General features: G+C 70.5%; 27 protein-coding genes and 1 pseudogene. 11 read left to right on the forward strand and 17 right to left on the reverse strand.

Annotation, left to right across the window (positions count from 1 at the left end; all coding sequences use genetic code 11):
• Nucleotides 1-160: 160 nt before the first annotated feature.
• Both IEZ17_RS08055 and IEZ17_RS08060 read right to left on the reverse strand, forming a co-directional pair.
• Nucleotides 161-1,288 carry a serine hydrolase domain-containing protein gene (locus IEZ17_RS08055; protein WP_189297924.1) on the reverse strand — a complete coding sequence of 376 codons (1,128 nt, stop codon included), beginning with the start codon at nucleotides 1,286-1,288 and terminating at the stop codon, nucleotides 161-163.
• Nucleotides 1,289-1,648: 360 nt separating this feature from the next.
• On the reverse strand, nucleotides 1,649-2,311 hold the full coding sequence (locus IEZ17_RS08060; protein ID WP_189297926.1) for a DUF4097 family beta strand repeat-containing protein: 663 nt from the start codon (nucleotides 2,309-2,311) through the stop codon (nucleotides 1,649-1,651).
• Between the two features lie 262 nt (nucleotides 2,312-2,573).
• Between IEZ17_RS08060 and IEZ17_RS08065 the strand changes: the two genes are divergently transcribed.
• A complete protein-coding gene (locus IEZ17_RS08065) occupies nucleotides 2,574-3,359 on the forward strand; it encodes a GbsR/MarR family transcriptional regulator (RefSeq protein WP_189297928.1) in 786 nt (261 codons plus the stop codon).
• A 307-nt stretch (nucleotides 3,360-3,666) separates the two neighbouring features.
• Here the strand turns inward: IEZ17_RS08065 and IEZ17_RS08070 are convergent, their stop codons facing one another.
• The 5 genes from IEZ17_RS08070 to IEZ17_RS08090 form a co-directional block, all read right to left on the reverse strand.
• Entirely contained in the window at nucleotides 3,667-4,143 is a 477-nt protein-coding gene (locus tag IEZ17_RS08070) for an SRPBCC family protein (protein ID WP_229852043.1), read from the reverse strand.
• A gap of 141 nt (nucleotides 4,144-4,284) precedes the next feature.
• Nucleotides 4,285-4,563 carry a DUF7691 family protein gene (locus tag IEZ17_RS08075; RefSeq protein WP_189297931.1) on the reverse strand — a complete coding sequence of 93 codons (279 nt, stop codon included), beginning with the start codon at nucleotides 4,561-4,563 and terminating at the stop codon, nucleotides 4,285-4,287.
• Nucleotides 4,564-5,025: 462 nt separating this feature from the next.
• The gene (locus IEZ17_RS08080) at nucleotides 5,026-5,715 is read right to left on the reverse strand and encodes a DJ-1/PfpI family protein (RefSeq protein ID WP_189297933.1); all 690 of its coding nucleotides are present in this window, start codon (nucleotides 5,713-5,715) and stop codon (nucleotides 5,026-5,028) included.
• Nucleotides 5,712-6,683, reverse strand: coding sequence for a GlxA family transcriptional regulator (locus IEZ17_RS08085; RefSeq protein ID WP_189297935.1), 972 nt, complete (start codon nucleotides 6,681-6,683; stop codon nucleotides 5,712-5,714). The genes IEZ17_RS08080 and IEZ17_RS08085 overlap by 4 nt, the downstream gene beginning before the upstream one ends.
• A gap of 625 nt (nucleotides 6,684-7,308) precedes the next feature.
• On the reverse strand, nucleotides 7,309-7,743 hold the full coding sequence (locus tag IEZ17_RS08090; protein WP_189297937.1) for a MarR family winged helix-turn-helix transcriptional regulator: 435 nt from the start codon (nucleotides 7,741-7,743) through the stop codon (nucleotides 7,309-7,311).
• Nucleotides 7,744-7,929: 186 nt separating this feature from the next.
• Between IEZ17_RS08090 and IEZ17_RS08095 the strand changes: the two genes are divergently transcribed.
• Nucleotides 7,930-9,399 carry a UbiD family decarboxylase gene (locus IEZ17_RS08095; protein ID WP_189297939.1) on the forward strand — a complete coding sequence of 490 codons (1,470 nt, stop codon included), beginning with the start codon at nucleotides 7,930-7,932 and terminating at the stop codon, nucleotides 9,397-9,399.
• 260 nt (nucleotides 9,400-9,659) lie between these two features.
• Nucleotides 9,660-10,289, forward strand: coding sequence for a UbiX family flavin prenyltransferase (locus tag IEZ17_RS08100; RefSeq protein ID WP_189297941.1), 630 nt, complete (start codon nucleotides 9,660-9,662; stop codon nucleotides 10,287-10,289).
• A gap of 60 nt (nucleotides 10,290-10,349) precedes the next feature.
• Here the strand turns inward: IEZ17_RS08100 and tatC are convergent.
• The 7 genes and pseudogenes from tatC to IEZ17_RS08135 all read right to left on the reverse strand — a co-directional run bounded on the left by tatC (nucleotide 10,350) and on the right by IEZ17_RS08135 (nucleotide 15,665).
• A pseudogene (gene tatC, locus IEZ17_RS08105) lies at nucleotides 10,350-11,314 on the reverse strand (twin-arginine translocase subunit TatC).
• A 258-nt stretch (nucleotides 11,315-11,572) separates the two neighbouring features.
• On the reverse strand, nucleotides 11,573-11,854 hold the full coding sequence (tatA, locus tag IEZ17_RS08110; protein WP_189297945.1) for a Sec-independent protein translocase subunit TatA: 282 nt from the start codon (nucleotides 11,852-11,854) through the stop codon (nucleotides 11,573-11,575).
• Between the two features lie 2 nt (nucleotides 11,855-11,856).
• Nucleotides 11,857-12,165, reverse strand: coding sequence for a hypothetical protein (locus tag IEZ17_RS08115; protein ID WP_189297947.1), 309 nt, complete (start codon nucleotides 12,163-12,165; stop codon nucleotides 11,857-11,859).
• A 316-nt stretch (nucleotides 12,166-12,481) separates the two neighbouring features.
• Nucleotides 12,482-12,898 (reverse strand): hypothetical protein, encoded by a 417-nt coding sequence (locus tag IEZ17_RS08120; protein WP_189297950.1) that lies wholly within the window; start codon nucleotides 12,896-12,898, stop codon nucleotides 12,482-12,484.
• Nucleotides 12,899-13,182: 284 nt separating this feature from the next.
• Entirely contained in the window at nucleotides 13,183-13,611 is a 429-nt protein-coding gene (locus tag IEZ17_RS08125) for an ATP-binding protein (protein ID WP_229852045.1), read from the reverse strand.
• 637 nt (nucleotides 13,612-14,248) lie between these two features.
• The gene (locus IEZ17_RS08130; protein ID WP_189297952.1) at nucleotides 14,249-15,037 is read right to left on the reverse strand and encodes an anti-sigma factor; all 789 of its coding nucleotides are present in this window, start codon (nucleotides 15,035-15,037) and stop codon (nucleotides 14,249-14,251) included.
• A 25-nt stretch (nucleotides 15,038-15,062) separates the two neighbouring features.
• On the reverse strand, nucleotides 15,063-15,665 hold the full coding sequence (locus IEZ17_RS08135; protein WP_189297954.1) for a sigma-70 family RNA polymerase sigma factor: 603 nt from the start codon (nucleotides 15,663-15,665) through the stop codon (nucleotides 15,063-15,065).
• Between the two features lie 775 nt (nucleotides 15,666-16,440).
• Between IEZ17_RS08135 and IEZ17_RS08140 the strand changes: the two genes are divergently transcribed.
• The 4 genes from IEZ17_RS08140 to IEZ17_RS42130 all read left to right on the forward strand — a co-directional run bounded on the left by IEZ17_RS08140 (nucleotide 16,441) and on the right by IEZ17_RS42130 (nucleotide 18,954).
• Nucleotides 16,441-16,734 carry a plastocyanin/azurin family copper-binding protein gene (locus IEZ17_RS08140; protein WP_189297956.1) on the forward strand — a complete coding sequence of 98 codons (294 nt, stop codon included), beginning with the start codon at nucleotides 16,441-16,443 and terminating at the stop codon, nucleotides 16,732-16,734.
• The gene (locus IEZ17_RS08145) at nucleotides 16,734-17,735 is read left to right on the forward strand and encodes a metallophosphoesterase family protein (protein WP_189297958.1); all 1,002 of its coding nucleotides are present in this window, start codon (nucleotides 16,734-16,736) and stop codon (nucleotides 17,733-17,735) included. The genes IEZ17_RS08140 and IEZ17_RS08145 overlap by 1 nt, the downstream gene beginning before the upstream one ends.
• Nucleotides 17,732-18,181, forward strand: coding sequence for a hypothetical protein (locus IEZ17_RS08150; protein ID WP_189297960.1), 450 nt, complete (start codon nucleotides 17,732-17,734; stop codon nucleotides 18,179-18,181). Before IEZ17_RS08145 ends, IEZ17_RS08150 begins: the two co-directional genes overlap by 4 nt.
• Before the next feature lie 125 nt (nucleotides 18,182-18,306).
• Nucleotides 18,307-18,954: a hypothetical protein gene (locus IEZ17_RS42130; protein WP_229852047.1), complete on the forward strand. Its 648-nt coding sequence runs from the start codon at nucleotides 18,307-18,309 to the stop codon at nucleotides 18,952-18,954.
• A gap of 687 nt (nucleotides 18,955-19,641) precedes the next feature.
• On the opposite strand, the gene IEZ17_RS08160 is transcribed toward IEZ17_RS42130, so the two are convergent.
• Entirely contained in the window at nucleotides 19,642-20,604 is a 963-nt protein-coding gene (locus tag IEZ17_RS08160) for a GlxA family transcriptional regulator (RefSeq protein WP_189297962.1), read from the reverse strand.
• A 245-nt stretch (nucleotides 20,605-20,849) separates the two neighbouring features.
• On the opposite strand from IEZ17_RS08160, the gene IEZ17_RS08165 reads away from it, so the two are divergent.
• The 3 genes from IEZ17_RS08165 (at nucleotide 20,850) to IEZ17_RS08175 (ending at nucleotide 22,993) form a co-directional block, all read left to right on the forward strand.
• The gene (locus tag IEZ17_RS08165) at nucleotides 20,850-21,356 is read left to right on the forward strand and encodes a DUF6010 family protein (RefSeq protein WP_229852049.1); all 507 of its coding nucleotides are present in this window, start codon (nucleotides 20,850-20,852) and stop codon (nucleotides 21,354-21,356) included.
• Nucleotides 21,357-21,547: 191 nt separating this feature from the next.
• The gene (locus IEZ17_RS08170) at nucleotides 21,548-22,168 is read left to right on the forward strand and encodes a hypothetical protein (RefSeq protein WP_229852051.1); all 621 of its coding nucleotides are present in this window, start codon (nucleotides 21,548-21,550) and stop codon (nucleotides 22,166-22,168) included.
• Between the two features lie 471 nt (nucleotides 22,169-22,639).
• Nucleotides 22,640-22,993, forward strand: coding sequence for a hypothetical protein (locus tag IEZ17_RS08175; protein ID WP_189297964.1), 354 nt, complete (start codon nucleotides 22,640-22,642; stop codon nucleotides 22,991-22,993).
• A gap of 49 nt (nucleotides 22,994-23,042) precedes the next feature.
• Here the strand turns inward: IEZ17_RS08175 and IEZ17_RS08180 are convergent, their stop codons facing one another.
• Nucleotides 23,043-24,047: a trypsin-like serine peptidase gene (locus IEZ17_RS08180; protein WP_189297966.1), complete on the reverse strand. Its 1,005-nt coding sequence runs from the start codon at nucleotides 24,045-24,047 to the stop codon at nucleotides 23,043-23,045.
• A gap of 357 nt (nucleotides 24,048-24,404) precedes the next feature.
• Entirely contained in the window at nucleotides 24,405-24,776 is a 372-nt protein-coding gene (locus IEZ17_RS08185; RefSeq protein WP_189297968.1) for a VOC family protein, read from the reverse strand.
• Between the two features lie 81 nt (nucleotides 24,777-24,857).
• Between IEZ17_RS08185 and IEZ17_RS08190 the strand changes: the two genes are divergently transcribed.
• Nucleotides 24,858-25,319 (forward strand): MarR family winged helix-turn-helix transcriptional regulator, encoded by a 462-nt coding sequence (locus IEZ17_RS08190; protein ID WP_189297971.1) that lies wholly within the window; start codon nucleotides 24,858-24,860, stop codon nucleotides 25,317-25,319.
• Nucleotides 25,320-25,325: the final 6 nt, after the last annotated feature.

Here is a 25,325-nt window from a genome sequence, read left to right on the forward strand (position 1 = left end):
GGTGGGGCGGCCGGCACCCGGGGATCCTCGGGATCCCCCGGACCGGCCTTGGTGGTTGGCTCCGGGAGTCCTTCGGGGGGATGAGGCTGCCTGGCGCGCAACAGAGGATTCTTCCGGATGATCGGCGGTGTGCCGGTCGAGCCTGGCCGGCAGATCGTCGCTACCGAGCCGACTGGGCCGTCTCGTGAGCCGGCTCGGCCTGCCCGCCGCGGAACACCTCCTTGACGAGCCTTTGCTGCGCCTTCTGGAACGCCTCGGCCGTGGCGGCGAAGTCGAGTTCGGCGTCACCGGTGGTCAGCGAGGCGGTCAGGGTCTTACTGCCGTCGGGCGTGCTGTACATCAGCGCCGCCCAACCAAAGAACCCGCCGTTGTGGTGGAAGACGGTGCCGCCGTCCGTCTCCTCCACGAACAGCCCCAGGCCGTAGCCGAGTTCGGGGTGCGGCGTGCGCATCTCGGCCAGCAGTGAGTCCGGCAGCAGTTTGCCGCTCATCAGGGCGGAGAAGAACGTGTGGAGATCCTCGGTGGTCGAGATCATGTCGCCGGCGGCGGAGATCCAGGAGACGTTGAAGCGGGTGACGTCGACCACCTTCCACTGGCCGGCGTGCTCGTACCGGTAGTAGCCGTGAGCGTGCGGGGTGGGGATCTCCGGCGAGGCGCCCGGCACCACGGTGCCCGACAGTCCCAGCGGCTGGAGGATCAGCCGCCGCATCTCCTCGGCCAACGAGCGTCCGGTGACCTCCTCGATCAGCAACTTGGCCAGCACGTAGTTGGTGTTGGAGTAGCTCCAGTCCGTCCCCGGCTCAAACCGCGCCGGCTTGGACAACGCCAGCCGTACCAGCTCCTGCGGCTGGTAGGTGTGGAACTGGTTGTCCACGTACTCCTGGCCCTGCCAGGGGATCCCCGGCGCGACCGTCCCGTCGTCGTAGTACTCGCCGGTGTAGTTGAACAGCCCGCTGGTGTGCTGGAGCAGCATCCGCACCGTGATCCGCCGGTCCAGCCCGAACTCGGGCAGGTGGTCATCCGCCGGGCTGTCCAGCCCGATCCTGCCCTCGGCCACCAGTTGCAGCACCACGGTCGCGGTGAAGGTCTTGGTGGTGCTGCCTATCCGGAAGTGCCCGTTCGTCGGCGGCTTGGCGCTCTCGCCCAGCTTGCGCACCCCGGCGCTGCCGACCCACTCGCCCCGCTCGTCGTTCACGCGCAGTTGCACTCCGGCGAAACCGGAATCGACGATCTCCTCGATGGCCTTGTGCAGCTCCGGGCGATCCTGCCCGGTGAGGGTGAGGGACATGGCTGTGCTCCTTATGAGTTGCGTGGGTGGTTGTTGCGGTGCGGGTGTGGCTGCCCAGGGCGGCGATGAGGTGGTGCCGGCCGCCGAGGGCGTGGGCGTGAGCGGGCGTGCGCGTCCAGGGCGGTGGCCGTGCTGCGTGCGCCGTGCGGGATGCCTCCCTGGCGCGGCGTCCATGGCGTTGGCGAGTTCGGCCTGGTGGGCCTGTCGTGGTCAGAGTCCGGTTGCACCTGCCCGTGATCTTGCGGGCACCTCAGACGACCTTGTCGCCAAAGGACTTGCGCGGCCTGTTCGCCCCGCCGGCCCGGTTGGTGTCGGGCCGGCGGGCGGGGCGGACGAGGGGTACTCCTTGGAGGGAACGGGTCAGAGGCTGCGGGCGGTGATGTCGCCGTTGGGGGTGGTGGCGTGGATGTCGAGTTCGGCGGTGCCGTTGTTCTTGAGGGCGTTGTTGATGCGGCCGTGGCTGGTGCCGGCGTCCAGGGCGGCGGAGACGCCGGCGGCGGCGCCGATGGTGATGTCGCCGGACTGGGTGCGGAGCACGACCTTGCCGCCGGTGGCCTCGGTGATGTGGATGTCGCCCCTTGAGGTGCTGATCTCCGCGGGGCCGCCCAGCCTGCCGATCTCTACGTCGCCGTCGACCGCGGTGAGGCGGACGCTCGCGGCCTCGTCCAACTTGATCTGGCGGTAGGCGCCTTCGAAGGCGACGTCGCCGAGGCGGCCGAGGGTCCGGAGTTCGGCGCTGGCCGTCTTGGCTTCGATGTGGGAACCGGCGGGCAGCTTGACCGTCACCTCGATGGATCCGGTGGGGCCGAAGTACTGGTCCTTCGCCGACGACTCGATCCGCAGGACTCCGTCGGCGAATTGGACCGTGGTCTGCTCCGCTGCCTTCACGTCGCGGCCCTTCGAGGCGTTCGCGGGCAGGACCTCGACCGCGGTGTCGGCCCGGTCTGCGGCGATGAACTGGACGCGCCCGGCGGGGATCTCCAGGACGGCGGAGATCGGGGCGGGGGTGTGGAACTTCTGCATCGTGCTCTCCCTTGTACTTGCGACTCGCTGTTTCCGAACGATGGAAACGCTACGTTGCTTTCCAAGTATGCGCAACGATTCCTTTGCTTGGGAGTGGTATCTATGCAGGTGGTGGCGGGGTAATCATTGCAACACCCTCTCGCTTAACGCAACGATGAGGCAGTCGACCGTTGCAATGCATTGAAGGTGAACGCTATGGTGGAGGTGTCGAGGTACACCGAGCAGCGCCATGGGGCACCCGTGGGGCAGGAAGGGGGTCGTGATGCCGGGAGGCAGGCTCACCCAGCAGGAACGCCAGCAGATCGCGATGGGGCTGGCCGACAACCTGGCCTACGCCGAGATCGCGCGCCGTCTCGACCGTCCGACCTCCACCATCACGCGTGAGGTGATGCGGAACGGCGGCCCCGCCGGCTACCGCGCCGACCTGGCCCACCGCGCCACCCAACAGCGCACCCACCAGCGCAGGCAGGCCGCACCCAGAGGGTCGCAGGCGTCCCACCAACCCTACGGACGCGACGCCGAAGCCGTGCGCGACTACCAGGAGGCCCTCACCACCGTCTACATGACCTCGGGCCTGCCCAAGATGATGGCCCGGGTGCTGGGCTGCCTCTACACCACCGACACCGGCAGCCTCACCGCCTCCGAACTCGCCCAACGCCTCCAGGTCAGCCCGGCGTCCATCTCCAAAGCGATCACGTTCCTCGAAGGCCAGGACCTCGTCCGCCGCGAACGCGACGAACAGCGCCGCCGCGAGCGCTACGTCGTCGACGACGACCTCTGGTACCAGGCGATGCTCCGCAGCGCCCGGGCCAACGACCAGTTCATCGAGACCGCACGGCAGGGCGTCGGCATCCTCCGCCCCGGCACCCCGGCCGCCACCCGCCTCGAAAACGCCGCCCGCTTCCTCGACTTCGTCAGCGAAGGACTCATCCGCGCCGCGGAACAGGGACGCGAAGTCCTCTACAGCAGAACCGAAACGACCTCGGACGGCACCGCCGAGCCGAGTCCGGACGACGGACAGACAGCCGTCCCGACGGCCGCAACATGAGACGAAGCCGGCCCTGTCGTCCTTCACCTGCGCCGCCCCTGGGGATCACTGCACCCCGGCCGCGGCCGTCCGCAACAGCCGGTATCCACCTCCACCGTCGTCCAACAGGGCGCACCGACCCGCACCCGCCGGCTCACCCCGTCGACCAGACGCCGCCGCGGGTGAACCGGCGGTCGGCCCGGCGCCGCCCCGACCGGCAGCAGCGGTTCGAGCACCGCCCACTGGGCTCGGTCGGATCAAGCGGGCGCCATCCGGCATCGTCCGCATCCGAGGTCTCCGGCGCTGGTGGGCATCTTGGTCGACGACATCACCTACCGGAGACAAGCTCGGCCAGGTGGTGCAGCGAGTTGGTGAGATGCTCAGGGCCGAACGGCGGGAACCGGATGTTCTCCCGGATGGACTGCGGCACCGCCGACCAGTCGTAGGTGAGCGTGACTTCAGTCTCGGACGGACCGAGCGGCGCAAGCTCGTAACGCCAGATCCAGCCGCCGAACTCCAGGTGACCGTCGGCCTTCTCCTGCCCCGTCAGCCAGCCAATGGCGCGCGGCGGGTCGAGCACCTGGACCTTGTTGGCCACCTGGTAGTCACCGATTGGACGGTTGGCGTGATACATGTGCATCCGGAAAATCTGCCCCACCTCGGTCAGCGGCGCCTGGTCGACAGCTTCCCGGACCCAGCCGGTGCCATCGATCGCAGAATGGGTCGTCGGGTCCGCCAGCACCGCGAACACCCTCGCGGCGGGCACGGCGACAGTCAGGGTGGCGCTCACGTTCTCCTGGTCCACGGTGTGCACGCTCCTTGTCATCTCATCTCTGGCCTCCGCAGGCGCGGAAGGGGGACGTTCCCCACATGGAGACGACGCGGCGAGGCGGAACTCATCGGCCTGCGCTGACATGCCGGGTCCGTCCGTGGACTCGGTGAACGATCACCGGCGTCGGCCAGCCGGGTAGGGGATGACGTGCTGCCCCTCGGCTGCGTACTCGGCGTCCGAGCTGGCGTGGCCGGCTATCAGGTGGTCGAGCGCATCGGGAATGGACAGGCCCCAGTCGATGCCCTGGCCGTCGAGGTCGAGTTGCCTGGCCTGCGCGAGTTCGCGCATGACGCGGAGGTTGCGCTGCTGGTCAGATGTGAGGTTCCCGGCGGCCCCGAGAAAGGCCACGACGTCGGCCTTGTCGGCGCTGTTGAACGAGATGATTCGACTCATGATCGCCATGCTGCCAGCCACCACTGACATCGAACTCGGCTGGCCGGGTCGCGCTGACTGCCGGTTGAGGACAGACAACGCGACGACGGGAAACCAGATGTCGGGGGGCGGTGTCGGGGTCGATGCCCTGTGCGCGGGCCAGAGCGAACAGAGCACGCTCGATCGTGTCCTCGTCACCCCAAGCAGCCCGTCGTCTCGTTCAAAATCTTCGTCGCAACCGGCGACAGCAACAAAGGACGCGTCTTCCAGGCCGCCTTGTGGAGCCGCACCGGAGGCCATTGAACAGGCATCGGACCGCGTCGGACTGTTGCCTGCGAAGAAGCGGGCACAGCCCGCGCCTACGAGCGGGGCGAGCTGGCGGCCGCACGTCCGTCCCTTGGCGGAGACGTGGACGTACCCGATGCGCGCGCCGGTGGCGTGCGCGGGGGACGCTTTCAGGACATCGTCGGCATCAGACCTCCGTCAGCTGCACACCTTGGCCGCTGTCGTCCTCGAAGTCGCACAGGAGTCACAGTCGTTTGACGGGGCAGCTGGGGTGGTTTCCCCTCCTGCGGCGAAGGGCTCGTCAGCGAGGTAGGGCGGGGCAGGTTCGTACTGGATGTACTGGCGTACGGCGCGGGCGTGGTCGCGGCCGTGGAGGCGGCCGATGAGCCACAGGGCCATGTCGATTCCGGCCGAGACGCCCTGACTGGTGACGAGGTTCCCGTCGACGACGTAGCGGGCCTCGCGGACCACGGTGACGTCGCCCCTGGCCTCCAGGGTGTCCTCGAACAGGTAGTGGGTTGCGACCCTTCGGCCGCGGGCCGGGCCTGCCTCGTGCAGCAGCAGGGCTCCGGTGCACACGCTGGTGGTCCATGCGGCGCCGGCGGCGGTGGTGCGAATCCAGTCGATGAGCACGGTGTTGGACACTTCGTGGCGGGTCCCGTTGCCGCCCGGGACCAGCAGGACGTCCAGCGGAGGGTGGTCGTCCAGGGTGTGGTCCGGCAGGACCCGCATGCCCTTGTTGCAGCGGACGGCGCCGGGGTGTTCGGCGATGAGCAGCACGGTGTCGGTGTGGTCGCGCAGCATGGAGGAGGCGGTGAACACCTCCCACGGCCCGGTGAAGTCCAGCTCCTCCGCTCCGTCGAAAATCAGTATCCCGTAGGTGGTCATATGCACTCCTTGGTGGATCGGAATCGGTCGCGGTAGTCGGACGGTGCAACGCCCAGATGCCGGTGAAAGGCGCGGCGCAACGTCTCCGCGGTGCCAAAGCCGTACCGACGCGCGAGGGTCTCGATGGGGTGGTCGCTCTCGGCGAGCGCCCGCTTGGCAGCCTCGATGCGTACGCCCTCGACATACGTCGCGGGCGGGATGCCGAGCTCGGCTGTGAACCTGCGCTGGAGATGACGGGAACTCAGACCGGCGTGCGAAGCGAGGTCGTTGATGCCATGCCGGGCACCGGGATCAGAGTGGATCGCCGTGACCACGGCGCGGATCGGGTCGCTGGCCGGCTGCGCGGACCACAACGCCACGCTGAACTGCGACTGGCTGCCGGGGCGGCGCAGGAACAACACCATCTCCTGCGCGACGGCGTGGGCGACCTCCCGGCCCAAGTCGTCCTCCACCAAGGCGAGCGCGAGGTCCATCCCCGCCGTCACTCCGGCCGACGTCCACACCCGCCCATCCCTGAGGAAGATCGGATCGCAGTCGACGACCAGTTCGGGATGCTCCCGGAGGAGCTGCGCCTCGCGCGCCCAGTGAGTGGTCACCCTCCGCCCGTGCAGCAGTCCGGCGGCGGCCAGCAGGAACACCCCGCTGCACACCGAGGTGACGCGCCGAGCGGTGGCCCCCGCGGTGGCGATCCAACGTGTCAGCGTCGGATCGTGCCGAACTTGGTCGATTCCGTCGCCGCCGGCCACCACCAACGTGTCGATCCCGGCAGGGTCCAGATCGGCCACACCGTAGGGAGCGTGTACCGAAAGACCACTGCCGGACCGCACCGGGCCCGGCAGCGGTGCTGTGATCTGGCAGGAGTATCCGCCGGTGAGCCGGTCGGCGTGCTGGAACACCTCGTACGGACCGAAGAGGTCCAGAGGCTGGAAACCCTCGAAGACGACGAAGACGATGCGGCGCTGCTTCACCCCTCCACCCTGTGATCCGACGCCGGTGGCGTCAACGACACACACCCCACACTTCGCGCCATGCCGAAGAGCGCAAAGAGCGGCTACCGAGGTCCATCGCCCTGTGCCCCGCAGCGGTCAGACCGCCATCCGCATACCTCCCGCACCACCTGACGAGCCGAAGTCACGCCTTACCCAGTCCGTCTACCCGACCTGGTGCAGGGCCGCCTTGGCCTCATAGCCGTTGTCGGAGTCGGGTGTCAGGTGAAGGGGAAATCCCTTCCCCCGCTGCCCAGCCGACGTCCGGCTGCTCAAGCACCGTACGAAGCGGCCTCGCCCAGCGGGACGGCCGAAAGGCGCAAGCGTCCTCCGCGCATGGTCCCGACCTTCCGTCGGCTTCCTCCCGCCCATGACGAATGAGCCGCTGCATCGATCGACGGACCCGGCGCGACCGCGGGGACGGGGGCTCGGCACGCTGCCCCGGCGCAGGACGCGGCGGGCATGAGGGGAGTGGCGCAGTCGCGGCCACGGAGGCGATCAGGTGGCGGGGGCGGGCCCCGTTGGCCCCTCGGCCGGCCGGTGACCTTCGGCGGCTCCTCGTCGCGCACCCCCACGCGGATCGAAGGCCGTCGGTCATGGCGAGCCCTCAGTCGCCGGGTTCGGCGTCCACCTCGGCCAACACCCGCAGCAGCGGCAGGAGTTCCTCCATTCGCTGGGCGCCGAGCCGCTCGACGGGCCAGTTGTTGGCGCGGTCGGCGGCGGGGGCGACGCGGTGCAGGAGGGTGCGGCCCTCGGAGGTGAGCTGGACACGGTGGCGGCGGCGGTGGGCGGGGTCGACCTCGCGCGTGATCCAACCGCGGGAGGCGAGCCGGTCGAGCATGGTGGCCATCGTGGACCGGTCGATGGCGGTGGCCTTGCCGAGCTCGACCTGAGTGAGGCCCGGGGAGTCGGCGAGGACGGTCAGGACGGCGTACTGAGGGGCGGTGAGGTCGGGGACCTCGGCCTGCCAGACCGCGGTGAGCTGTTGCAGTGCACGGCGCAGCAGATGCATCGGAATGTCGGTGAGGGGCTGCTCGGCCATGAGCGCGGTGTCTCCGATCGTTCCAGTGCGGGCGGGTGTGGAGCGGGGCCGGGCGTGCGGGCCCCTGACGAAGATCTTGGCACAGACGGCCGGGAACAGGACGAATCCGCCAACCCTCAATGTCAGTACACTGAGTGTCCGTATGCTGATGTCAGTGTACTGATGATCTTCGTCAAGGAGGTTCCCGTGCAGCATCCGTCCGATCTTCGCGAGCACATCGAGGCGTTGGAGAAGCTGGGTGATCTCGACCACGTCCACGAGCAGGTGGACTGGAACCTGGAGGCCGCCGCCCAGACCCGGTACAGCACCGAGCGCCGCCTCCCGGCTCCGCTCTTCGAGAACGTCGCGGGCGTCGCCGACGGCTTCCGCCTGCTCGGCGCCCCGGCCGCACTGAGCTCCGACCCGAGCCGGCCCTACGCGCGAGTCGCGCTCAGCGTCGGCCTGCGGCCGGAGGCCACCGGGCGGGAGATCGTCGAGCACCTGGTCGCCACCCGGCACCGCCCGGGTGTGCCGCCGGTCGCGGTCGCCGCCGAGGCGGCCCCGGTCAAGCAGAACGTCCTGCTCGGAGAGGACGCCGACCTCAACCGCTTCCCCGTCCCCTTCGTGCACGAGGGCGACGGCAACCGCTACGCCAACACCTACGGCGTGATCATCGCCCGGACTCCGGACGGCTCGTGGACCAACTGGTCCATCGCCCGGATCATGATGATCGACGGCAAGCACATGACCGGTCTCGTCATGCACCCCCAGCACATCGCACAGGTCTGGCAGCAGTGGGCCGACCTCGGCAAACCCATGCCCTATGCGCTGGTCCAGGGCGGCGACCCGGCGATCCCGTACGTCGGCGGCATCCCGATCGGGGACGGCGTGGCGGAAGCCGCGTACGTAGGCGCGCTGATCGGCCGCCCGCTGGAGGTGGTCGAGGCGGAGCTGTCCGACCTGATGGTCCCGGCCGGTGCCGAGATCGTCATCGAGGGCCACCTGTCCGTCCAACGGGACGGCCTGGAGGGCCCGTTCGGCGAGTTCGCCGGCTACGTCCCGCGCGAGACCAGCCTCCAGCCGGTCTACAGCGTGGAGGCCATCACCCACCGGGACGCGCCGATCTGGCCGCTGGTCGCGGAGGGCAGGCCGGTGGACGACTTCCACACGGTGACCGGGATCGGTGAAGCCGCGGGCGCGCTGGACGCGATCCGCGAGGCCGGGCTGCCCGCGGCCTCCGCCTGGGCACCGCTGAGCTGTGCCAGTCACTGGTTGGTCGTCACCGCGCCGGGGAACTGGCGTGAGCTGCTGCCCGGGGTCGGCGAGGAGCAGTACGCGCGCCGCGTCGGCGAGGCGGTGTTCGCCACCAGGTTCGGCTCCTGCCTCCCGCAGGTCTTCCTGCTGGACGACGACTTCGACCCCACCGACGACGCCGACCTGCTGTGGGCGCTGGCCACCCGCGTCCACCCCGACGGGCGCGTGGTCCGTTTCGAGGACGGCCCGGTCCTGCCCCTGCTCACCTGCTACACGGCTCAGGAGCGGCACGCCGCCCGGGCGACCAAGGTGGTCCACGAGGCCCTGCTCCCCGCGCCCGGCGAGCGCGAGCGGCAGAGCACCTTCGCGGACGCGTATCCGGTCGAGGTGCGGGCCAAGGTGCTGGCGCGGTACGCACGCTGACGTACCGCCAGGGCGCCCGGCGCACTCGGTCCCGGCGCCCTGGCAGCCGCGGGCCGGTCTCGACGGGCCTGCCCGCGGCTTGCGACCCGCGGCTTGCGGGCATGATCCGCGCCCGCCTCGACAGCTTGCGTGAGCCGTTCGTCCGGCGCTGACGTTGCCGTCGCTGGTTGTCGCGCTGACCCGGTTCATCGCGGGGGCCGGTGTGTTGAGCGAGCAGGACCACCCAACGACACGAAGAGAAGCACACGAAAGGTTGTCTCATGCGACTGATCGTCGGAATGACCGGAGCCACCGGGGCCATGTTCGGCATCCGGCTCCTTCAGCAACTGCGGGAACAGCCGGACGTGGAGACCCACTTGGTCATGAGCCGCTGGGCGAAGCCGACCATCGCCATGGAAACGGAGTGGACGTCCCAGGACGTCGCCGCCCTCGCCGACGTCACGCATGGCGCGGACGATCAAACGGCGTCGATCTCCAGCGGTTCCTTCCGCACCGACGGCATGGTGATCCTGCCATGCAGTGCGAAGACCCTCGCGGCGATCCGGGCAGGGTACGGCAGCGATCTGATCGCGCGGGCCGCGGACGTCGTCGTCAAGGAGGGCCGGCGCCTCGTACTCGGTGTCCGCGAGACGCCCCTGTCCACCCTCCACCTGGAGAACATGCTGGCCATGTCCCGGATGGGCGCGACGATCCTGCCGCCGATGCCGGCCTTCTACAACGAGCCGGAGAGCATCGACGACCTCGTCGACCACGTCGTCGCCCGTGTCATGGACCAGTTCGGCCTGGACAGTGAGCGAGCCGTGCGCTGGGAAGGCCCCTCCACAGCGCGCGGCCTGCGCACCGTTCGAACTCCTCGACCGGCGGCCGGACCGGCGGAAGTCGCTGGCTGAAGCGTCACACGGAGCCCTCACAGGCCACCGCGCCGGTCCCCGGCCCTGGTGAAGGCCCCCTCAGGTCACGTCGTCTCACCGTCGACGCGGTCGTCGCCGGCGTCCGGCTGCGCGGGCAGGGCCCGGCCGGCGGACACCGATTCCACTTCGCCGATGTCCTGCGGTGTGAGGTCGAGGTCGGAGATCTCGTCGTCGCCGGGTCCCGCTGCCTCTCTTCGGGCCTTGCGCCGGTCATGGAGAAGCGAAAAGCCAACGGCGGCGAAATAGAACCCCCAGATCGGCGCGGCCATCGCCAGCATGGTCAGCGGGTCCGTGCTCGGCGTCGCCACAGCCGAAAAGACCGTGATCCCCATGATCATGCCGCGCCACCAGCCGAGCATCCGCCGACCGGACAGCGCTCCGGTGAGGTTCAGCATCACCAGCAGCAGCGGCATCTCGAAGGAGAGACCGAAGACGACCACCATGCGGGTGACGAGGTCGAGCAGATCGTCCAACGGCAGCAGGTTGTCCACCCCGTGCGGGGTGAAGCCGATCAGCACCTTCGCGGTCTTGGGCAGCACCTTGTAGGCGAAGAAGGCGCCGCCGAAGAACAGCGGGACGCCCGCGCCGACGAACGCGTAGGCGTATTTCCGCTCGTGCTTGTGCAGGCCGGGGGCAACGAACGCCCACAGCTGGTACAGCCATACCGGCGAGGCCAACACGACGCCGGCCATCAGGGACACCTTCAGCGCCAGGGTGAAGGGCGCGAGCAGACCGCTGATCGTGATCCGCGCGCAGGCGGTGTCCGCGGTCTGCTTGGCCAGATCGGCGAAGGACGTCGGGCAGCCGACCGAGTCCAGCACCGGCCTGGTGAGGAAGTTGACGATGCCCTTGTAGGAGAAGGCCGCGGCGATCGTGACGACCAGGATGGCAAGGACGGTCTTGGCGAGCCGGTTGCGGAGCTCACGAAGGTGCTCCGCGAGCGGCATCCGCCCCTCGGGATCTTTCTGCTTGGTGCGGGCCGACTGGGACACGCCAGTCCTCATCTCGTGCGGCAGACCGGAAACTACCGGCCCTGCGTCAGTACTTGATCGTCTCCGTCACCCGGTGGGGCGCGAGCTCGCCACGGCGCCGGTTGCGGCGGGTAGCGCGTCCAGGAGGCAGTTGGTCCAGGTCGGCCCACTTACCGCGAGCCGATCTGCCCTGCCCGGCCCGAGGGTGGGCGGCTTACGAAGGTCCTCAGACCGTCCGCGCGCCGCGCTCGGGCCGGGAAACAGTGCTGCCAGGGGCGCGCAGGACCGGGCTCAGTCCCAGTGGCTGGTCGTGCTGTCGGTGGGCGCGGTGCGGGCGGTGGCGGTGTCTCCGGGAGCGCCCGAGATCGTCCGCGGTCCCGGTGCAGGCTCGGGCTCGGGGCGTGGCTCGTTCGAGGCGCCGTCGTCCTTCATGGCGTTGGTCTCGCTCTTGAGGATCCGCATGGACTTGCCCAGCGCCCGGGCCGTGTCGGGGAGTTTCTTCGAGCCGAAGATCAAAACCACCACCGCGACCAGGATCAGCAGGTGCCAGGGTTCCAGCGCGTTGCGGAACATCGTCACACCACCCTTTCGAACGCGTCGGCCTTCATACCGGACTTGGCGATCCGTGCCGCTTGTTCCTGCGCGGCAGCGGTGGGAGCGGGAGCGCGCGCGGTCTCGTGCGCGGGCGCCTGGGAGGAGGATTCCCGGTGCACGTGGCACGGCGGTTTCACCGGTGTCCGCCGCCCGCACCATCGGGAGATTCCCACGGCGTCGTCCAGCCGGGCCTGGCAAGTGAATTCGTCGTGCGCCGCCGGCGCAATCGCGGGGAGCCCGACCGGCAACGGGCGTACGGCGAGGCGCAGTTCGCCGCCTGTGACCTGCATGGCCCCTTGCGCCGACTGTCCGGCCCGCGGAGTGTGCGGGGGAGTTTGGGCCGCCGGATGGAGGCCCAGCCGCCGTCCCTGGGAGCAACCACGTGCGGGCACCTGGAGCAGCCGATGCGTCTTCGCGTTCGGCCACGGTGCGTTCAACGGCCTTCCCTGGCGTGACCGTTCCTGTCGACGGCCGGCGCGATGTTCACACCTGGCTGTCGGGCGTGGAAGGCGAGGCGAGTGGAGTCGGCCGGCTGCTGCGGGGGCGTGCCGGGTGTCGATGTCGTTGCGGGTCATGTCTCCTTCTTCCTGTCGGGTCGGGGTCGATTCAGGTCCCGGGGTGCCCGGCGGCCGTCCAGGCGGCGTACTCCTGGCGGACGTAGAGGCGGCGGCTGGGGGCGAGCGTGATCGCGTCGGGGTGGTGCGGGCCGGCCACCAGGTCGGGATGGCGGCGGTCGAGCAGGACGAGTCGTTCGGCGGTCTCTGCGGCGGCTGCGACCGGGCCGGGGCCGCGGTCGTCCAGGGCCATCCGGTCCATGAGGGCGGCCTGGCGTAGCCGCCAGGTGCGTTCGGCGGCCGTCGCGTCGACCGGGGGGCCGGTGACGGGCCTGGCCTGGCGGCCGTCGCGTTCGGCCCCGAGTGCGAGCACTTGGTGTATCTCGCGGCGCAGGTCCGGCGCGTTCGCGTACGCCTCGTGCGGGGGCGGGGCGCTGATGCCCGCGTCGCTGTTCGGGGTGGCGTTCACGCTCACACCTCCGTCGGTACGTAGGGGCCGGCGCCGCAGCGTTGACAGCACCGTGTCGTGGTCGGGGTCGCCGTGATCAAGGCTCGATGGGTGTGCCGCGGACCGCATGGGCACCTGGGGCCGGGCTCGGGCTGCCGTCGACGGGGCACGGCTTGTGGGTCGCGAAGGCCCACGCGACGGGTCGTCGGGTGACCCGGCGCCGCAGCCGCCCCCGGTGACCCGTCGCTGTGCGGCGGCGCCGGCCCCGGCAGGGGGTCGCAGCTCGTGCGGAACGTCCGGCCCGGTCATGGCGAGCACCTCAGGCAGGCGCGGACTTCGCGGCCACTGCGTGTCTGGTGGACCTCGGTCGACTGGGAGAGGTACTGGACGATGCCGGTGCCGCGACCGTGTTCGTCGGGGGCGATGTCGGGGCGATGGTGTTCCACGGTCGTGCCGGAGTCGGTGACCACGATGTGCAGAGTGCCGTCGTCGAGGACGAGCAGCAGGGTCATGCGCTCGTGGCCGTACTGCGCGGCGTTGGCGGCGAGTTCGTCGACGATGAGAACGGCGGAGTCCCGCTCGCTCGCGGGCACACTCCAGGTCTCCAGCAGATCGGCCGCGAAGTGACGAGCGGCGGAGACGTGCGCCTCCTGCGCGGGCAGGGTGAGCAGCGCCTCGTGGCGGCTGGGCCGGCCGAGCAGCGAACTCGGGCTGGGGAAATCGGTCACAAACATGGTCTTCTGGCTCTTCTGTGGATGTGCGGAGGCCGGAATGGGGGACCGCCGACAACTTCGGGGGCGGTCGGTGGGCGGGATCCTGTATGGCCGCGCTCATTAAGTTCCACGGACGACGCATGCCGAACGGTTCGAGTTATTCATCCCTTTTGTTCGACTTCTTGCGAGTCATGTCACTGCCGGCGGCCTGGCTGGACCCACTCGCCTCTGTCGGAGCTCGATGCCGCACTCGGCCGAACCAGGCACCGGCGGCTCGGTCTCCCCGCCCGTGGTCTTCCGGACGGCCTCGCGGGAACCTCACGCCGTCGAGCCGGACGAACGTCCCTGCCCGCACCTCGGCTTGGTCGCGCCACTCGGCGTACGGACATCCTGGATCCTCTCCTCCGGGCTGCACGGACTTCGGAGGAAAAGGAGAGTTGAGGTCGCGGGCCGTCCGGTGAACCGCATACCGCTGCTCGCGCGGGGGAGGGGAACACCTCGGCCGGGCCACCGTAAAGACCAGGCGGCGCCACCGGCCACCCGGACAGGGAGTGCACGACCCGTCGGCGCACTCACGCATCAAGTCGGCTGAGGGCTGGGCCGATTCGTTGGAGCCCGGGGGCGAGGGTGACCAGGGCCCGACCGTCCTGGCCTCGCGTCACGCCCGGATGGTGACCAGCTTCTGACCGTTGCCTGCGTGGATCTCGAAGTGCTCGATGGCTCCCGGCGACATGGCGACCGCTCCTTGGATGGTGGTGCCGGGAGGGTAGGTGCCTGCCCGCCAGGTGGCGACGTCCGTCCGGGCTCCGCCGGGCCCGATCGCCTGTAGACGGCAGGTGATTCCGGCGGGTGCCCCCTTGGCGGAGACCTGCACGACACTGCCCCAGGCAGAGGGCGAGACCTTCACCGAGGCGGTGACGCCGGTGGTGGAATCGCTTCCGGAGAAGGTGCGCCAGGTAGCCGGCGCGGTGGGCCCGGGCGGCGTGGCCTGAGTGCCCAGGGTTCCGACGGCCGCCAGCCAAGTGCCGCCGGCCGCTGCCGCGATGAACGTCAGCGAGGCGGCAGCGCCGGCCAGTTGCAGACGCCAGGTCCTGCGGCGCCGGGACGCGGCCTGCTGGAGCAGCCTCTCCAGCACACCGCCCTCTGGCGCCTGCGCCACCGCGGGCGCGGCGGGCCGTTCGGGCTGGGAGCGCTGTGCGCTTTCGGCTGCCCGTGCCACCAGTCGGTCGGCCAGGTCCCCGTCGGCCGTCGGCACCGTCTGGCCCGAGGCTTCGGCTTCGGTCACCGTCGCCAGCAGCGCAGGCAATCCCGCCAGCTGGGCGTGTTCGGCTCGGCATTCGGCGCATTCCGCGAGGTGGAGGCGCACCCGTTCCCTCTCCGCCGAGGGCAGCGTGCTCAGGACGTATCCTCCCAGCGCCAGCCGGAGGGTGTCGTGCTCCGCGCTCATGGCCGCCACCTCCTGCCCGCCGCGGTCATGGCGTGATGCCCCGTTCCTGTAGCGCCAGTCGCAGGGCGTGCAGGGCGTAGTGCGTCCGCGACTTCACGGTGCCCAGCGGGATGCCCAGCACCTGTGCGGCCTCCACCATGGTCCGGCCGCGGAAGTAGGTCTCCAGCAGGACGGCGCGGTGGTCCGGGGACAGTGACCGGACCGCGTCGGCAACCGCCCAGCTCTGCAGTGCCTGCTCGATCTCGTCCTCGCCGGATTTCTGCTCGGCGGCTCGCTCCAGCACCTCGCCGCCGGCCTCGGCCGGCCTGGCCTGCCGGGCCCGGTGGGCGTCGATGACCAGGTGCCGGGCGACCGTGCACAGCCATGCCCGGGCCGGGCCGCGTGCGGGGTCGAACGCGGCGGGATGCTGCCACGCTCGCAGCATCGTCTCCTGCACCACATCCTCCGCCCATTGCCGATCTCCTGAGGTCAGTCGCAGCACGTAGTGGAACAGGGCTCCTGCGTGCTCCGCGTACAGAGTGCGCAGCAGTTCCTCGTCTGCGGTCGAAAGGGTCCCTTTACCAGAGACACGGTGCGCGGAGCGATCCGGATCGGTCCTTGGACCACGTTTTCGGGAACTCCAGGGCATAAGTCGATCATCGCGCACATGTACCGCTTTGTCCTGTAACGCACGGCGCGGTACAGGTCACGCTCTGTGGGTGCCGCCGCGGGTGATACGCCCCTGCCGGGCCTTGCGGCACCACAAGGACCAGGCGTGCGCGGCCTGGAGGAGGCCGGCCGATCCGCGGCGATACCAAGAGATCTCACAAAAAGTGCATATCTACCGAACCGTGGAAACCCCGCCGCCCGTGGAGCCGGACAAGAGCCGCCTTACGCGCAGCTCCTCATCGATTCCCCATGTGGCAAAGGATGGACCTGAGGTGACCGAAAAACACCACGCGACGCACGCGCTCCTGGCACCGGCCGTGCTCGCCCCGCCCCCGTGCCGCGAAGTCGGCGCCACCGCGCAGCCTCGGCCGGTGCGCGACCGCTGGATCCGTGACGGGCACGCGCCCATGAACAGGGCATCCACACGCATCCCTGCGGTGACGTCCGCCCAGCCGGCACAGTCCCCGTCTCCGCCTGATCAGTGAGGAACGGACACCATGCACCTGAACTTTCGCGCACCAGGCCGTCGATCACGGACTGCGGCCGGGCTGGCCGTCGCCACCATCGCCACTGCCGGCGCGCTGGGGCTCCTCAGTTCATGCGGCCAGTCGTCGCATTCCTCGTCCACCGGAGCCGGCGCCATCACCCCCGGTCCCGGTCAGCACCAGACGGCAGGCATGCCCGGAGCCACGGGGTCGGGAAACGCGGCGGGCTCCGCTTCCGACGCCTCGCCGATGCCGAGCATGAGCATGCCCATGAGTCCCTCGGGCACGGGCGCGCCGGCCGCACCGGTGGCCGGGAACGCCGTGGCGATCAAGAACTTCGCCTTCTCCCCGGCCACGCTGAAGGTCAAAGCGGGCACGACGGTGACCTGGACCAATCAGGACACCGACCCCCACACCGTCACCAGCACCGGATCGGGCGGCCCGTTGCATTCGGCCGCCCTGGCCACCCACGCCACCTACAGCTACACGTTCACCAAGCCCGGCACCTACGCCTACCTCTGCACCATCCATCCGTTCATGACCGCCACCGTGGAGGTGACCTGATGACCAACTACTACGACAGTGACGACGGGGCATCGACCGGAGACGCCGGTCGGCCCGATACCGAACACGGCATGAATCGGCGTCAACTCCTCCGGCATGCAGGGTGGTTCGGCGGCGCGGTGGTGCTGACCGTGGCCGGTGGAGAAGTGCTCAGCCACATCGCGGACTCCCGGGACGCCAACGCCGCGGCTGCCGCCGGGGCCGGCGCAGCTGGACGTGGCGCGCTGCGGTTCGTGCAGGTCTCCGACAGCCATATCGGATTCCGGGGTCCGGCGAACCTGGACGTGGTCGGCTCATTCACCGAAGCGATCAACCAGGTCAACTCACTCGGATTCAGACCGGACTTCGTCATGCACAGCGGCGACCTGACCCACCTGTCCACGGCCGGGCAGTTCGACCAGGTCAAGCAGCTGATGGCCGGAATGAAGACAGACCGCATCTTCACCGTGCCGGGCGAGCACGACTCCATCGGCGATGCGGGCCGCGCCTACCGGCGGACCTTCGGCATGGGCACGCTCGGCGACGGCTGGTACAGCTTCGACACCCACGGCGTGCACTTCATCGCCCTGGTCAACACCCTGAGCCTGGAGAAGCTCGGCCACCTCGGCAACGAACAGATCGACTTCGTTCGCAAGGACATCGCCGGACTGTCGTCGGACACCCCTATCGTGGTCTTCAGCCACATCCCACTGTTCGCCATGTACCCGCAGTGGGGCTGGAGCACCGACGACGCCCTCAAGGTCATCGCCCTCCTGCGCCGCTTCTCCTCCGTCACCTGTCTCAACGGGCACGTCCACCAGCTGTTCACCAAGACAGACGGCAACATCACCTTCCACTCCGCCACCACCACCGCCTACCCCCTGCCCAAACCGGGCCGCGCCCACGCCCCCACCCCGCAGGTCGTCCCTGCCCGGCAGCTCAAAGAAGCACTCGGCATCCGCAGCGTCGGCTTCCGCCAAGGCGACCGCGAACTGGCCGTCAAGGACCAGAGGCTGGCATGAACGCCCGAAGACTCCTCGCCCCCACCCTGCGGTCGGCGACCGCCGCAACCCTCGCTGCCGGCGGATACATCCACGCCCAGCTCTACATCGACGGGTACCGCTTCATCCACCTCATCGGCCCCCTGTTCCTGCTCCAGGCCAGCGCTTCCTTCGCCCTCGCCGCCCTGCTGCTGGTCGGGACACCACCCCTGCTGCTGCGGACCGCCGCGGCAGGTGTCGCGCTCGGCGCCCTCGGCGGCTTCACCGCCTCGCGTACCGTAGGCGTGTTCGGCTTCACCGAGCACGGGCTACAGCCCGAGCCGCAAGCCGTCCTCAGCCTCCTCGCCGAAACCGGCACGCTGCTGCTCCTCGCCATCTGGCAGGTGACCTTGATCAGACAACCCCACGCTGCCCGACCGCCCGTCAGCACATCCGACTGGGCCACCACCCGCACACCGCCCAACTGAACCACCACCAGGAAGCCGCCCGGGACGCCTGCGTCCTGGCTCGGGGGCGGCGGGCCCGCAAAGCCACACACCGCCTCACGGGCCACCACGACAGAACGACATGGCAGCGCAGGGCGATCATGCGGGTGCTGCCCACCGGTCGCCGGGATTTCGTGTCGGCCCAGGCGCCGCACGCCCTGCTGCTTGCCGAAGCCGCTTCGCTCGGCCTGACCACCGACCACTCTCCACCACGCTGCGCGAGCCGCAGGCGGACAGCGGTGTGGACGCCGTACGCGAACGGACAGGCCGACGGGGCGCACCGGCTGCGTCCCGCCGACCGACACCGCCACCCCCAGCCGTGCCGCGGCATGCAGCACACCCCGCCCGCGGACACCGACATCATCGAGAGGCGGCCCAGTCACAAGGCTTGCGACATCGGCATCGCCGCCGAACGCACCGTCGACCTCACCGGCGCTGTCTGCGCCGCCCGCCCCTCATTCCGCAACCAAGGAGCCCCCCCCATGTACCTGGAACCGCGCCCAGGAATCGCCTGGCCGACCCCGCACCTCCGCGAACTGAAGGATGCCGTACACGCCCTGCTCGGCCTGGACGACGACACTGCCGTCAAAATCCGCCAACTCGTCTGTGGCGAGGTCGGCTGCCCACCGCTGGAAACCGTCGTCGAGGTGCTGCCCATGGACGGCGAGGCCCATCGCTGGACGCTCCACCACCCCGCTGAGCAGATCACCGAGAACGAGCTGCGGGCCACCTTGCTCCACCACCGACCGAGCTGACCGGAACCTGACCTGACTGGCCCCTGAATCCCGAGAACTGCGCGACGAGCGGCCTGCGGTCACCGCACCGACCGGTGTCCGCGGCTTCGGAAATACCACCCCTCAACCGCATGCCCACCAGGACGAGTTCGGAGAGGGCGAGGTCACCGCGAACCCGGCCCCACGCCGCCCATCAACGAACACCGCCCGAGCTGCGGGCCGTTCTCCACCATTGGCACGGCGTGGTCGACTTGGCTGCCGGGCCCCCGTGCCTGGGAAGAACCTGGGGTCGTTCGGCATGAGGAGGGGACAGTGGTGGTGCCGTCGTACAAGGGCTCCCGGTTCCCGGCCGAGGCCGTCTTCCCCTGCGTGTGGCTGTATCACCGCTTCACGCTCGGCTGCCCGATGTCGTGCACCGGATGTGCACCGTGGTGGGCCCCGGGCCGCGTACACGCAGGTCACAACGCCCGCCGCCAAAAGCCCCACCCATCCTCGGCGCATCGGCCGACTCGTGTCCGCCTTCGCCGGAGCCTCCGGGTATGCGGATGGGGGTGGGGGTGCTCAGTCGGAGAGTCTCACTCACCATGCACACGGCCTCCTTCGGGAAGATCTCCGGCGCGGGGTGTGGCTCTGGGCGGGATCGGCGGCTGTTGTGCATGTGGAGGCTGCCGTGGCGTGAGGGACGTTCGGTGGGCGGCCGGCTGCGAGTCAGCACGCCTCGTGATCGGTCGGGCGGCTGAAGGTGCGGCGGTAGGTGTGGGGGCTGACGCCGGTGGTGCGTTTGAAGCGGTCGCGGAAGGCGGTGGGGGAGCCGAAACCGACCTGGGCGCCGATGCGTTCGACGGAGTGTCCGGTGGTCTCCAGGAGGTGCTGGGCGCGGCGGATGCGGGTGCGGTGGAGCCACTGGAGCGGAGTGGTGCCGGTCTGTTCGCGGAAGCGGCGGATGAGGGTCCGGGTGCTGACGCCCGCGTGGGTGGCGATGTCGTCGAGGGTGAGCGGGTCGGCCAGGTTGTCCCGGAGCCAGGTCAGGAGCGGTTCCAGGGCCGATCCGGCCGGTGCGGGTGCGTGGTCGTGGACGATGAACTGGGCCTGGCCGCCTTCACGTTCGAGCGGTGTGACGGAGAGGCGGGCGGCGTCGGCGGCCACCGCCGAGCCGTAGTCGCGGCGGACCATGTGCAGGCACAGGTCGAGCCCGGCCGCGGCGCCCGCGGCGGTGAGGATCCGGCCGTTGTCGACGTACAGCATGGCGGGGTCGACGTCGATGTCCGGGTAGGCGGCGGCGAGTTGGTCGGCCGCGTTCCAGTGGGTGGTGGCGCGCAGGCCGTCCAGGAGGCCACTGGCGGCCAGTGCGAAGGTGCCGGTGCAGAGGGAGGCGATCCGGGTGCCCGCGGCGGCGGCCTGGCGGAGCGCCGTGCGTACGGCCGGTGCGAGCGGGGCGGTGGGGGTGGCGGTGCCGGGGACGATGACGGTGTCCGCGTCCCGGAGCCCGTCCAGGCCCCACGGCGCCCGCAGCGTGAACGCACCGGTGTCGATCTCCGGCTGGTGGGCGCAGACGCGGATCCGGTAGCCGGGGCGTCCATCGGGCAGCCGGGTGCGGCCGAAGACCTCGATGGCGGTGGACAGGTCGAACGGGATCACATGGTTGAGCGCGAGGACGGCGACCGTGTGCATGGCGGGAATCTAGCGGGGCGTGGGTGGTGGTGATGAGGGCAGGGGCCGACTCGCGGTTCCTGGTTCTTCAGTAGGCGGGGCGCCTGGCGGGCCTGGCGGTATTCCGTTGAAGACCGGCATCAATGCCACTGGGGAGTGCGGTTGCGCCCGTCTAGCGTCGGGAGCGATCCGGCCCGCACCCGGCGCTCGCCTGAAGGCCGCCGGCTGCCCAGGGCCATCTTCCGCTCCAAGGAAAGGCACTTCGGATGCAGTACCTCATGCCGATCGGTATCGGCGTCCTCTACGCGCTGCTGATGACCCTGGTCCGCGAACCGCACCGTCGGCGCGTCAACGCGGTCATGGTCGCCGGCGCCGGCGCCGCGTACCTCAGCGGCGGCGGCATGGGCGGCTGGGAGTTCGCCTTCACCGCCCTCAGCACCTACGTCGCCTACCGGGGCCTGGACTCGTGGACGTTCATCGGCATCGGCTGGCTGCTGCACACCGCGTGGGACGTCGTCCACCACCTCAAGGGCAGCCCGTTGATCCCGTTCGTCCATGACTCGTCACTGGGTTGCGCGATCTGCGATCCGGTCATCGCGCTGTGGTGCCTGCGGGGTGGTCCGTCGCTGCGCCAGTGGATGCGGGGTGGGAGGGGAGGTGCGGACTCAGACGCGGACGCGGACGCGGACGCAGACGCAGACACGGATGCGGATGGGGGCGCAGTCAAGGGCTCGGGTGCGGGATCAGGGTCGGGGGCGCGTCGCCTGGCCTGACCTGCCGATTCGTCGTCCGGTGCGGCGGCTCGACTCCGTGGTGGCCTCGGGGCGCGGGGACCGGCGTACGGGGCGGGCGGTCCGCCCCCTCTTCGGTTTCGCGCCCCATGGAGCACCGTCGGTGCGTGTCCGGTCGGGCAGCTCATCGTTCTCATCACACAAGCACATCTCCCTCTCTCTAGGAGTCCTTGATGCGACGAGTTCTTACGGCAGTGGGTATGGCCGCCGCCGCGATGACGCTGGGGTCGGCTGCCGGAGCGCAGGCCGCGGACTTGCCGAAGGTCCCTGACATGGGCGGGCTGACCAATGTCGACGCCGATGGCGTCGGCGGCGCGGTGGGCGGGGTCGGGCAGACGGCGACGAAGCTCGCGGGAGATACCGGGGACAAGACCGTCCACAAGGCGGTTCCCGCGGCGAGCAAGGCGTCGGGTGCGGCCGTGGAGAAGGTGACGCCGGCGGCGACCCAGACCGCCGGCAGCGTGGCGAGCTCGGCCTCCGAGCTGGTGGGCGAGACCGCGAAGATGGCCGGGGAGGGCGGCCTGATCGGCGGGCTGCCCGCCAAGGGTCTGCCCACCACCGAGGCGCTGCCCACCGCCAAGGGCCTGCCCACCACCGGCGCGCTGCCCACCGCCAAGGGTCTGCCCACCACTGAGGTGCTGTCCACTGCCAAGGGCCTGCCCACCACTGAGGCGCTGCCCACCGCCAAGGGTCTGCCCACCACCGGCGCGCTGCCCACCGCCAAGGGCCTGCCCACGCAGGGGCTGCCGTCCACGGACCAGCTTCCGCTGAAGGGCCTGTCCGGGCTGAGCTGACGCCCGGCGCGACGCGTGCGCGTTCCGGCCCCGCTCCGCTCCCGTTCTCCGGGGGGTCGGCGCGGGGCCGTTGCCGTGTGCGGCGTGGCATGTCGGTTCCGTCACAAGGGGCCGGCGCCCCGCATCCCGGCGCCCCGCACCCCGGCGGCCCGGACCCCGGTGACCAGGCCCCCGGTGACCGGGGTGCTGGTGAGCAGGGCACGGCCGCTGCGTGATGAAATGCGGTTGTTCGAGGTGATTCGAGAGGAACTGTCGTTGTTCGGGGCGGAGTTGCGGGGAAAGGTGAGAAGGGGGAGGAAACGGGGAATCCGGCGCGGTTCGTGGACATATTGGATTCGTTGCTGGGTAACCCCGGAGTGAGGGCCCGGTCGGCGACCGTCGTAGCCCACGTTGCCCGCACACGGGGGCTGTGCCGGCCGGGGACCAGTACCCTCGTGCCTTTCCTGAGTTGTCGCACGAGGGGGCACCGCGGTGCTGAAGCTCTATTACCGGTTGGTGTATTGGAAGAGGCGGTTGGGGCGCGCGCTGGGAGTGCGGCGCACGGGGACGGTCCCGGGGCCCCGGGGGGCGTACGGGGCGGGGCCGCGGCGGTCCGGGCGGATGCGGCAACTGGCCCGGCGGGCGCGGCCGTTGCTGGTGTTCGCGGTGATGGTGCTGATCGTGGTGATGGCCTCGGCGCTGCTGGGGTGGCGGGACGACACCTTCGGGGCGGGGCCGCGGGAGGGCGGGGCGACCGTCGTGCAGCCGTCCGGTGAGCTGGGGCGCGGTGGGCCGTCGGCCTGTGACCGGCCGGACACGGAGTGCGCGGTGGCGGTGAAGGAGTGAGCGGACGGCGAGCGGGCCGCGGGGGTGCGGCTCGCTCGCCGTCCGTCCGTCAGGCCTTCTGGGCCTTGGTGTAGAGGTTCTTGGCGTCGGCGCCGAAGTACGGACCGAACATGGTGTTGGGCAGGAACTGGTAGCCGAAGCTGTTGACCGAGGACTGGAGGCCGGTCCCGGTGCGCTCGTTGAACGAGGTGAACCAGGGGCCGCCGCTGGAGCCGCCTGTCATGTTGCAGGGCAGTCCGTGGTCCTCGGACAGCAGCGGGTCCTTGAGTGTGGCGCCGGAGCAGTAGATGAGCCTGCTGCCGTCGTAAGGGGCCGCGGCCGGATAGCCGAAGGCGTACATCTGCCGGTGGTAGCCGGAGTTGAAGGACAGTCCCTGGCCGCCGACGACATCGGTGAGCTTCCTGCCGCCCAGCGGGGCGACGACCGCGGCTCCGACGTCGTAGTCGATGTCCTCCTTCGCCGTCCACTGGGGAGTGGAGAGCGTTCTGGCGGCGGCCCACTTGCCGTACGGGGCCTTGCCGTCGTGGTAGCCGGGGACGAAGACCCAGTGGGTGTGCCAGGCGCCGCCCAGCTTCACGCAGTGCCCGGCGGTGAGCACGGTGCTCTTGTTGGCGCCGGTCACCGCGTCGCCGGAGCAGGAGGCCAGGCGGCCCTGGTACGTGAAGAACACCCGCCCGGTGGTCCTGGTGACCGCGCCGCGGCCGTTCCAGGGGCCGCCGGTCTCGACCCCGGGGAGGAGTGAGGGGAGCGGTGGGAGCGAGGGCACCTTCGGGAGCTGGAGTTGCGGGAGGGTGGGGAGCACCGTCAGCGGGCCGCTGCGGGGGACCGCGGCGGAACTGCCCTCCTCCGGCGCCGAGATGGCGAGGTCGAGCGGGGTGGCGGCACGCATCCGGTCCGCGGTCCAGAAGGCGTCCGGTGTGCGGAGCGGGGAGGCTGCGGTGGCGGCGCGCGGGGTGTGCTGCGGGGTGACCGCACCGGCCTGGCCGGTGGGGAGCAGCAGGGCCAGCAGCGCACCGGCGGCAACGGCCGGTATGCCTTGGCGGGGTCGTGTCACGCGTAACTCCGATCGGGTAGCGGCGGATCGGAGGTGCAAGGCTGCCACCGGCCGCGGTGGGGCGGCAGGGGGCGGGTTGTGGAATTGGCGTGAGGGATCGACGACCGGGCGGGGATCCTGGCCGGCTTTGGCCGCACGGGATGCGCGGCGGGTGTCTTGGGCGGTGTGTCCCGCGATGGTCCGCCTCGCGGGGTTTTGGTGCGGCGGGCCGGGCGAACGACGCTTCCGGCGGAGGGACTTGAGGGTGTGTGCGCCGGGCGGTGGCGCGTGCGGGAGTCCGCTCGCGGCAGGTGGGCGGGGATGCGGTCGTCCGGGAGGTGCGCACCCGCCGCGAGCGGGAAGGGGCGGGCGGGGCGGTCAGCCTCCGTGGGCGGTGAGGGCGTAGCCCTCGGGGCCGGTGAAGGTGAAGGTGCGGCCGAAGGGGCTGTCCCGGGGCGGGCTGACGATGGGCACTCCGGCGGCGGCGAGCCGGTCGTGCAGCTCCTGGGCGTCGGCGGTGCGGAACCACAGGGCCACCCCGAGCCCGGGCCGCGCGGAGCCGTCGAGATCCACCCCCGGCAGCGGTTCGCGGACGGCGAACGGGATCGGCTCGGTGGCGAACACCACCGCGCCGGGGGGCGAGGCCGGGGCCCGCCGCAGACCGAGGTGGTCTTCGCAGAAGGCGGCTGCCGCCTGGACGTCGCGTACTTGGAGAGCGATGAAGTCAGGGCCGTCGAGGGTCGCGGGCACGGGTCCTCCTCGGATGCGTGATGTCAGGACTTTGACATGCCTGACGGTACGCGGGGCGGCTTCCTGTGTCAAAATCCTGACATGGAAGAGCGCAAGCACGTGGACTCGCCGCACGCCGCCCGGGACGTCACCGAGCACGTGGGGTACCGACTCAAACGCGCCGCCGCGGCGCTGCGCGGCGCCATGGACAGGGCGCTGCGCGAACACGGCCTGACGGTGCCGCAGTACGCCTGCCTCGAACTCCTCGACGAGCGGCCCGGCCTGTCCAACGCCGAGCTGGCCCGCGGCGCGTTCGTCACCCGGCAGTCCATGAACGTCGTCCTCCGCGGCCTCCAGGACGCCGGGCTGATCTCCCGGCCGGCCACCACCGACCACGGCCGGGCCCTGCCGGCGCACCTCACCGCGGAGGGCCGCAGCCGTCTCGACGCGGCCCGGTCCGCGGTCTACGCCATCGAGCGGCGGATGGTCGAGGCGGTCCCGCAGCGGCGGCTGGCCGTGCTCCTCGCCGACCTCGACAGCATGGCGGGGGCCCTGGGCGGGTGACCTGCC

It is taken from the genome of Streptomyces albospinus (assembly GCF_014648695.1).
In the GTDB taxonomy this organism is placed as follows: Bacteria; Actinomycetota; Actinomycetes; order Streptomycetales; family Streptomycetaceae; genus Streptomyces; species Streptomyces albospinus.

Bases quoted from the DNA above. Each gene is read 5' to 3' on its own strand.
- IEZ17_RS08055 (WP_189297924.1), bottom strand. From the start codon at position 1,288: ATGTCCCTCACCCTCACCGGGCAGGATCGCCCGGAGCTGCACAAGGCC.
- IEZ17_RS08060 (WP_189297926.1), bottom strand. From the start codon at position 2,311: ATGCAGAAGTTCCACACCCCCGCCCCGATCTCCGCCGTCCTGGAGATC.
- IEZ17_RS08065 (WP_189297928.1), top strand. From the start codon at position 2,574: ATGCCGGGAGGCAGGCTCACCCAGCAGGAACGCCAGCAGATCGCGATG.
- IEZ17_RS08075 (WP_189297931.1), bottom strand. From the start codon at position 4,563: ATGAGTCGAATCATCTCGTTCAACAGCGCCGACAAGGCCGACGTCGTG.
- IEZ17_RS08080 (WP_189297933.1), bottom strand. From the start codon at position 5,715: ATGACCACCTACGGGATACTGATTTTCGACGGAGCGGAGGAGCTGGAC.
- IEZ17_RS08090 (WP_189297937.1), bottom strand. From the start codon at position 7,743: ATGGCCGAGCAGCCCCTCACCGACATTCCGATGCATCTGCTGCGCCGT.
- IEZ17_RS08100 (WP_189297941.1), top strand. From the start codon at position 9,660: ATGCGACTGATCGTCGGAATGACCGGAGCCACCGGGGCCATGTTCGGC.
- tatA (WP_189297945.1), bottom strand. From the start codon at position 11,854: ATGTTCCGCAACGCGCTGGAACCCTGGCACCTGCTGATCCTGGTCGCG.
- IEZ17_RS08115 (WP_189297947.1), bottom strand. From the start codon at position 12,165: ATGCAGGTCACAGGCGGCGAACTGCGCCTCGCCGTACGCCCGTTGCCG.
- IEZ17_RS08125 (WP_229852045.1), bottom strand. From the start codon at position 13,611: ATGTTTGTGACCGATTTCCCCAGCCCGAGTTCGCTGCTCGGCCGGCCC.
- IEZ17_RS08130 (WP_189297952.1), bottom strand. From the start codon at position 15,037: ATGAGCGCGGAGCACGACACCCTCCGGCTGGCGCTGGGAGGATACGTC.
- IEZ17_RS08135 (WP_189297954.1), bottom strand. From the start codon at position 15,665: ATGCCCTGGAGTTCCCGAAAACGTGGTCCAAGGACCGATCCGGATCGC.
- IEZ17_RS08140 (WP_189297956.1), top strand. From the start codon at position 16,441: ATGAGTCCCTCGGGCACGGGCGCGCCGGCCGCACCGGTGGCCGGGAAC.
- IEZ17_RS08145 (WP_189297958.1), top strand. From the start codon at position 16,734: ATGACCAACTACTACGACAGTGACGACGGGGCATCGACCGGAGACGCC.
- IEZ17_RS08150 (WP_189297960.1), top strand. From the start codon at position 17,732: ATGAACGCCCGAAGACTCCTCGCCCCCACCCTGCGGTCGGCGACCGCC.
- IEZ17_RS08160 (WP_189297962.1), bottom strand. From the start codon at position 20,604: ATGCACACGGTCGCCGTCCTCGCGCTCAACCATGTGATCCCGTTCGAC.
- IEZ17_RS08165 (WP_229852049.1), top strand. From the start codon at position 20,850: ATGCAGTACCTCATGCCGATCGGTATCGGCGTCCTCTACGCGCTGCTG.
- IEZ17_RS08170 (WP_229852051.1), top strand. From the start codon at position 21,548: ATGCGACGAGTTCTTACGGCAGTGGGTATGGCCGCCGCCGCGATGACG.
- IEZ17_RS08190 (WP_189297971.1), top strand. From the start codon at position 24,858: ATGGAAGAGCGCAAGCACGTGGACTCGCCGCACGCCGCCCGGGACGTC.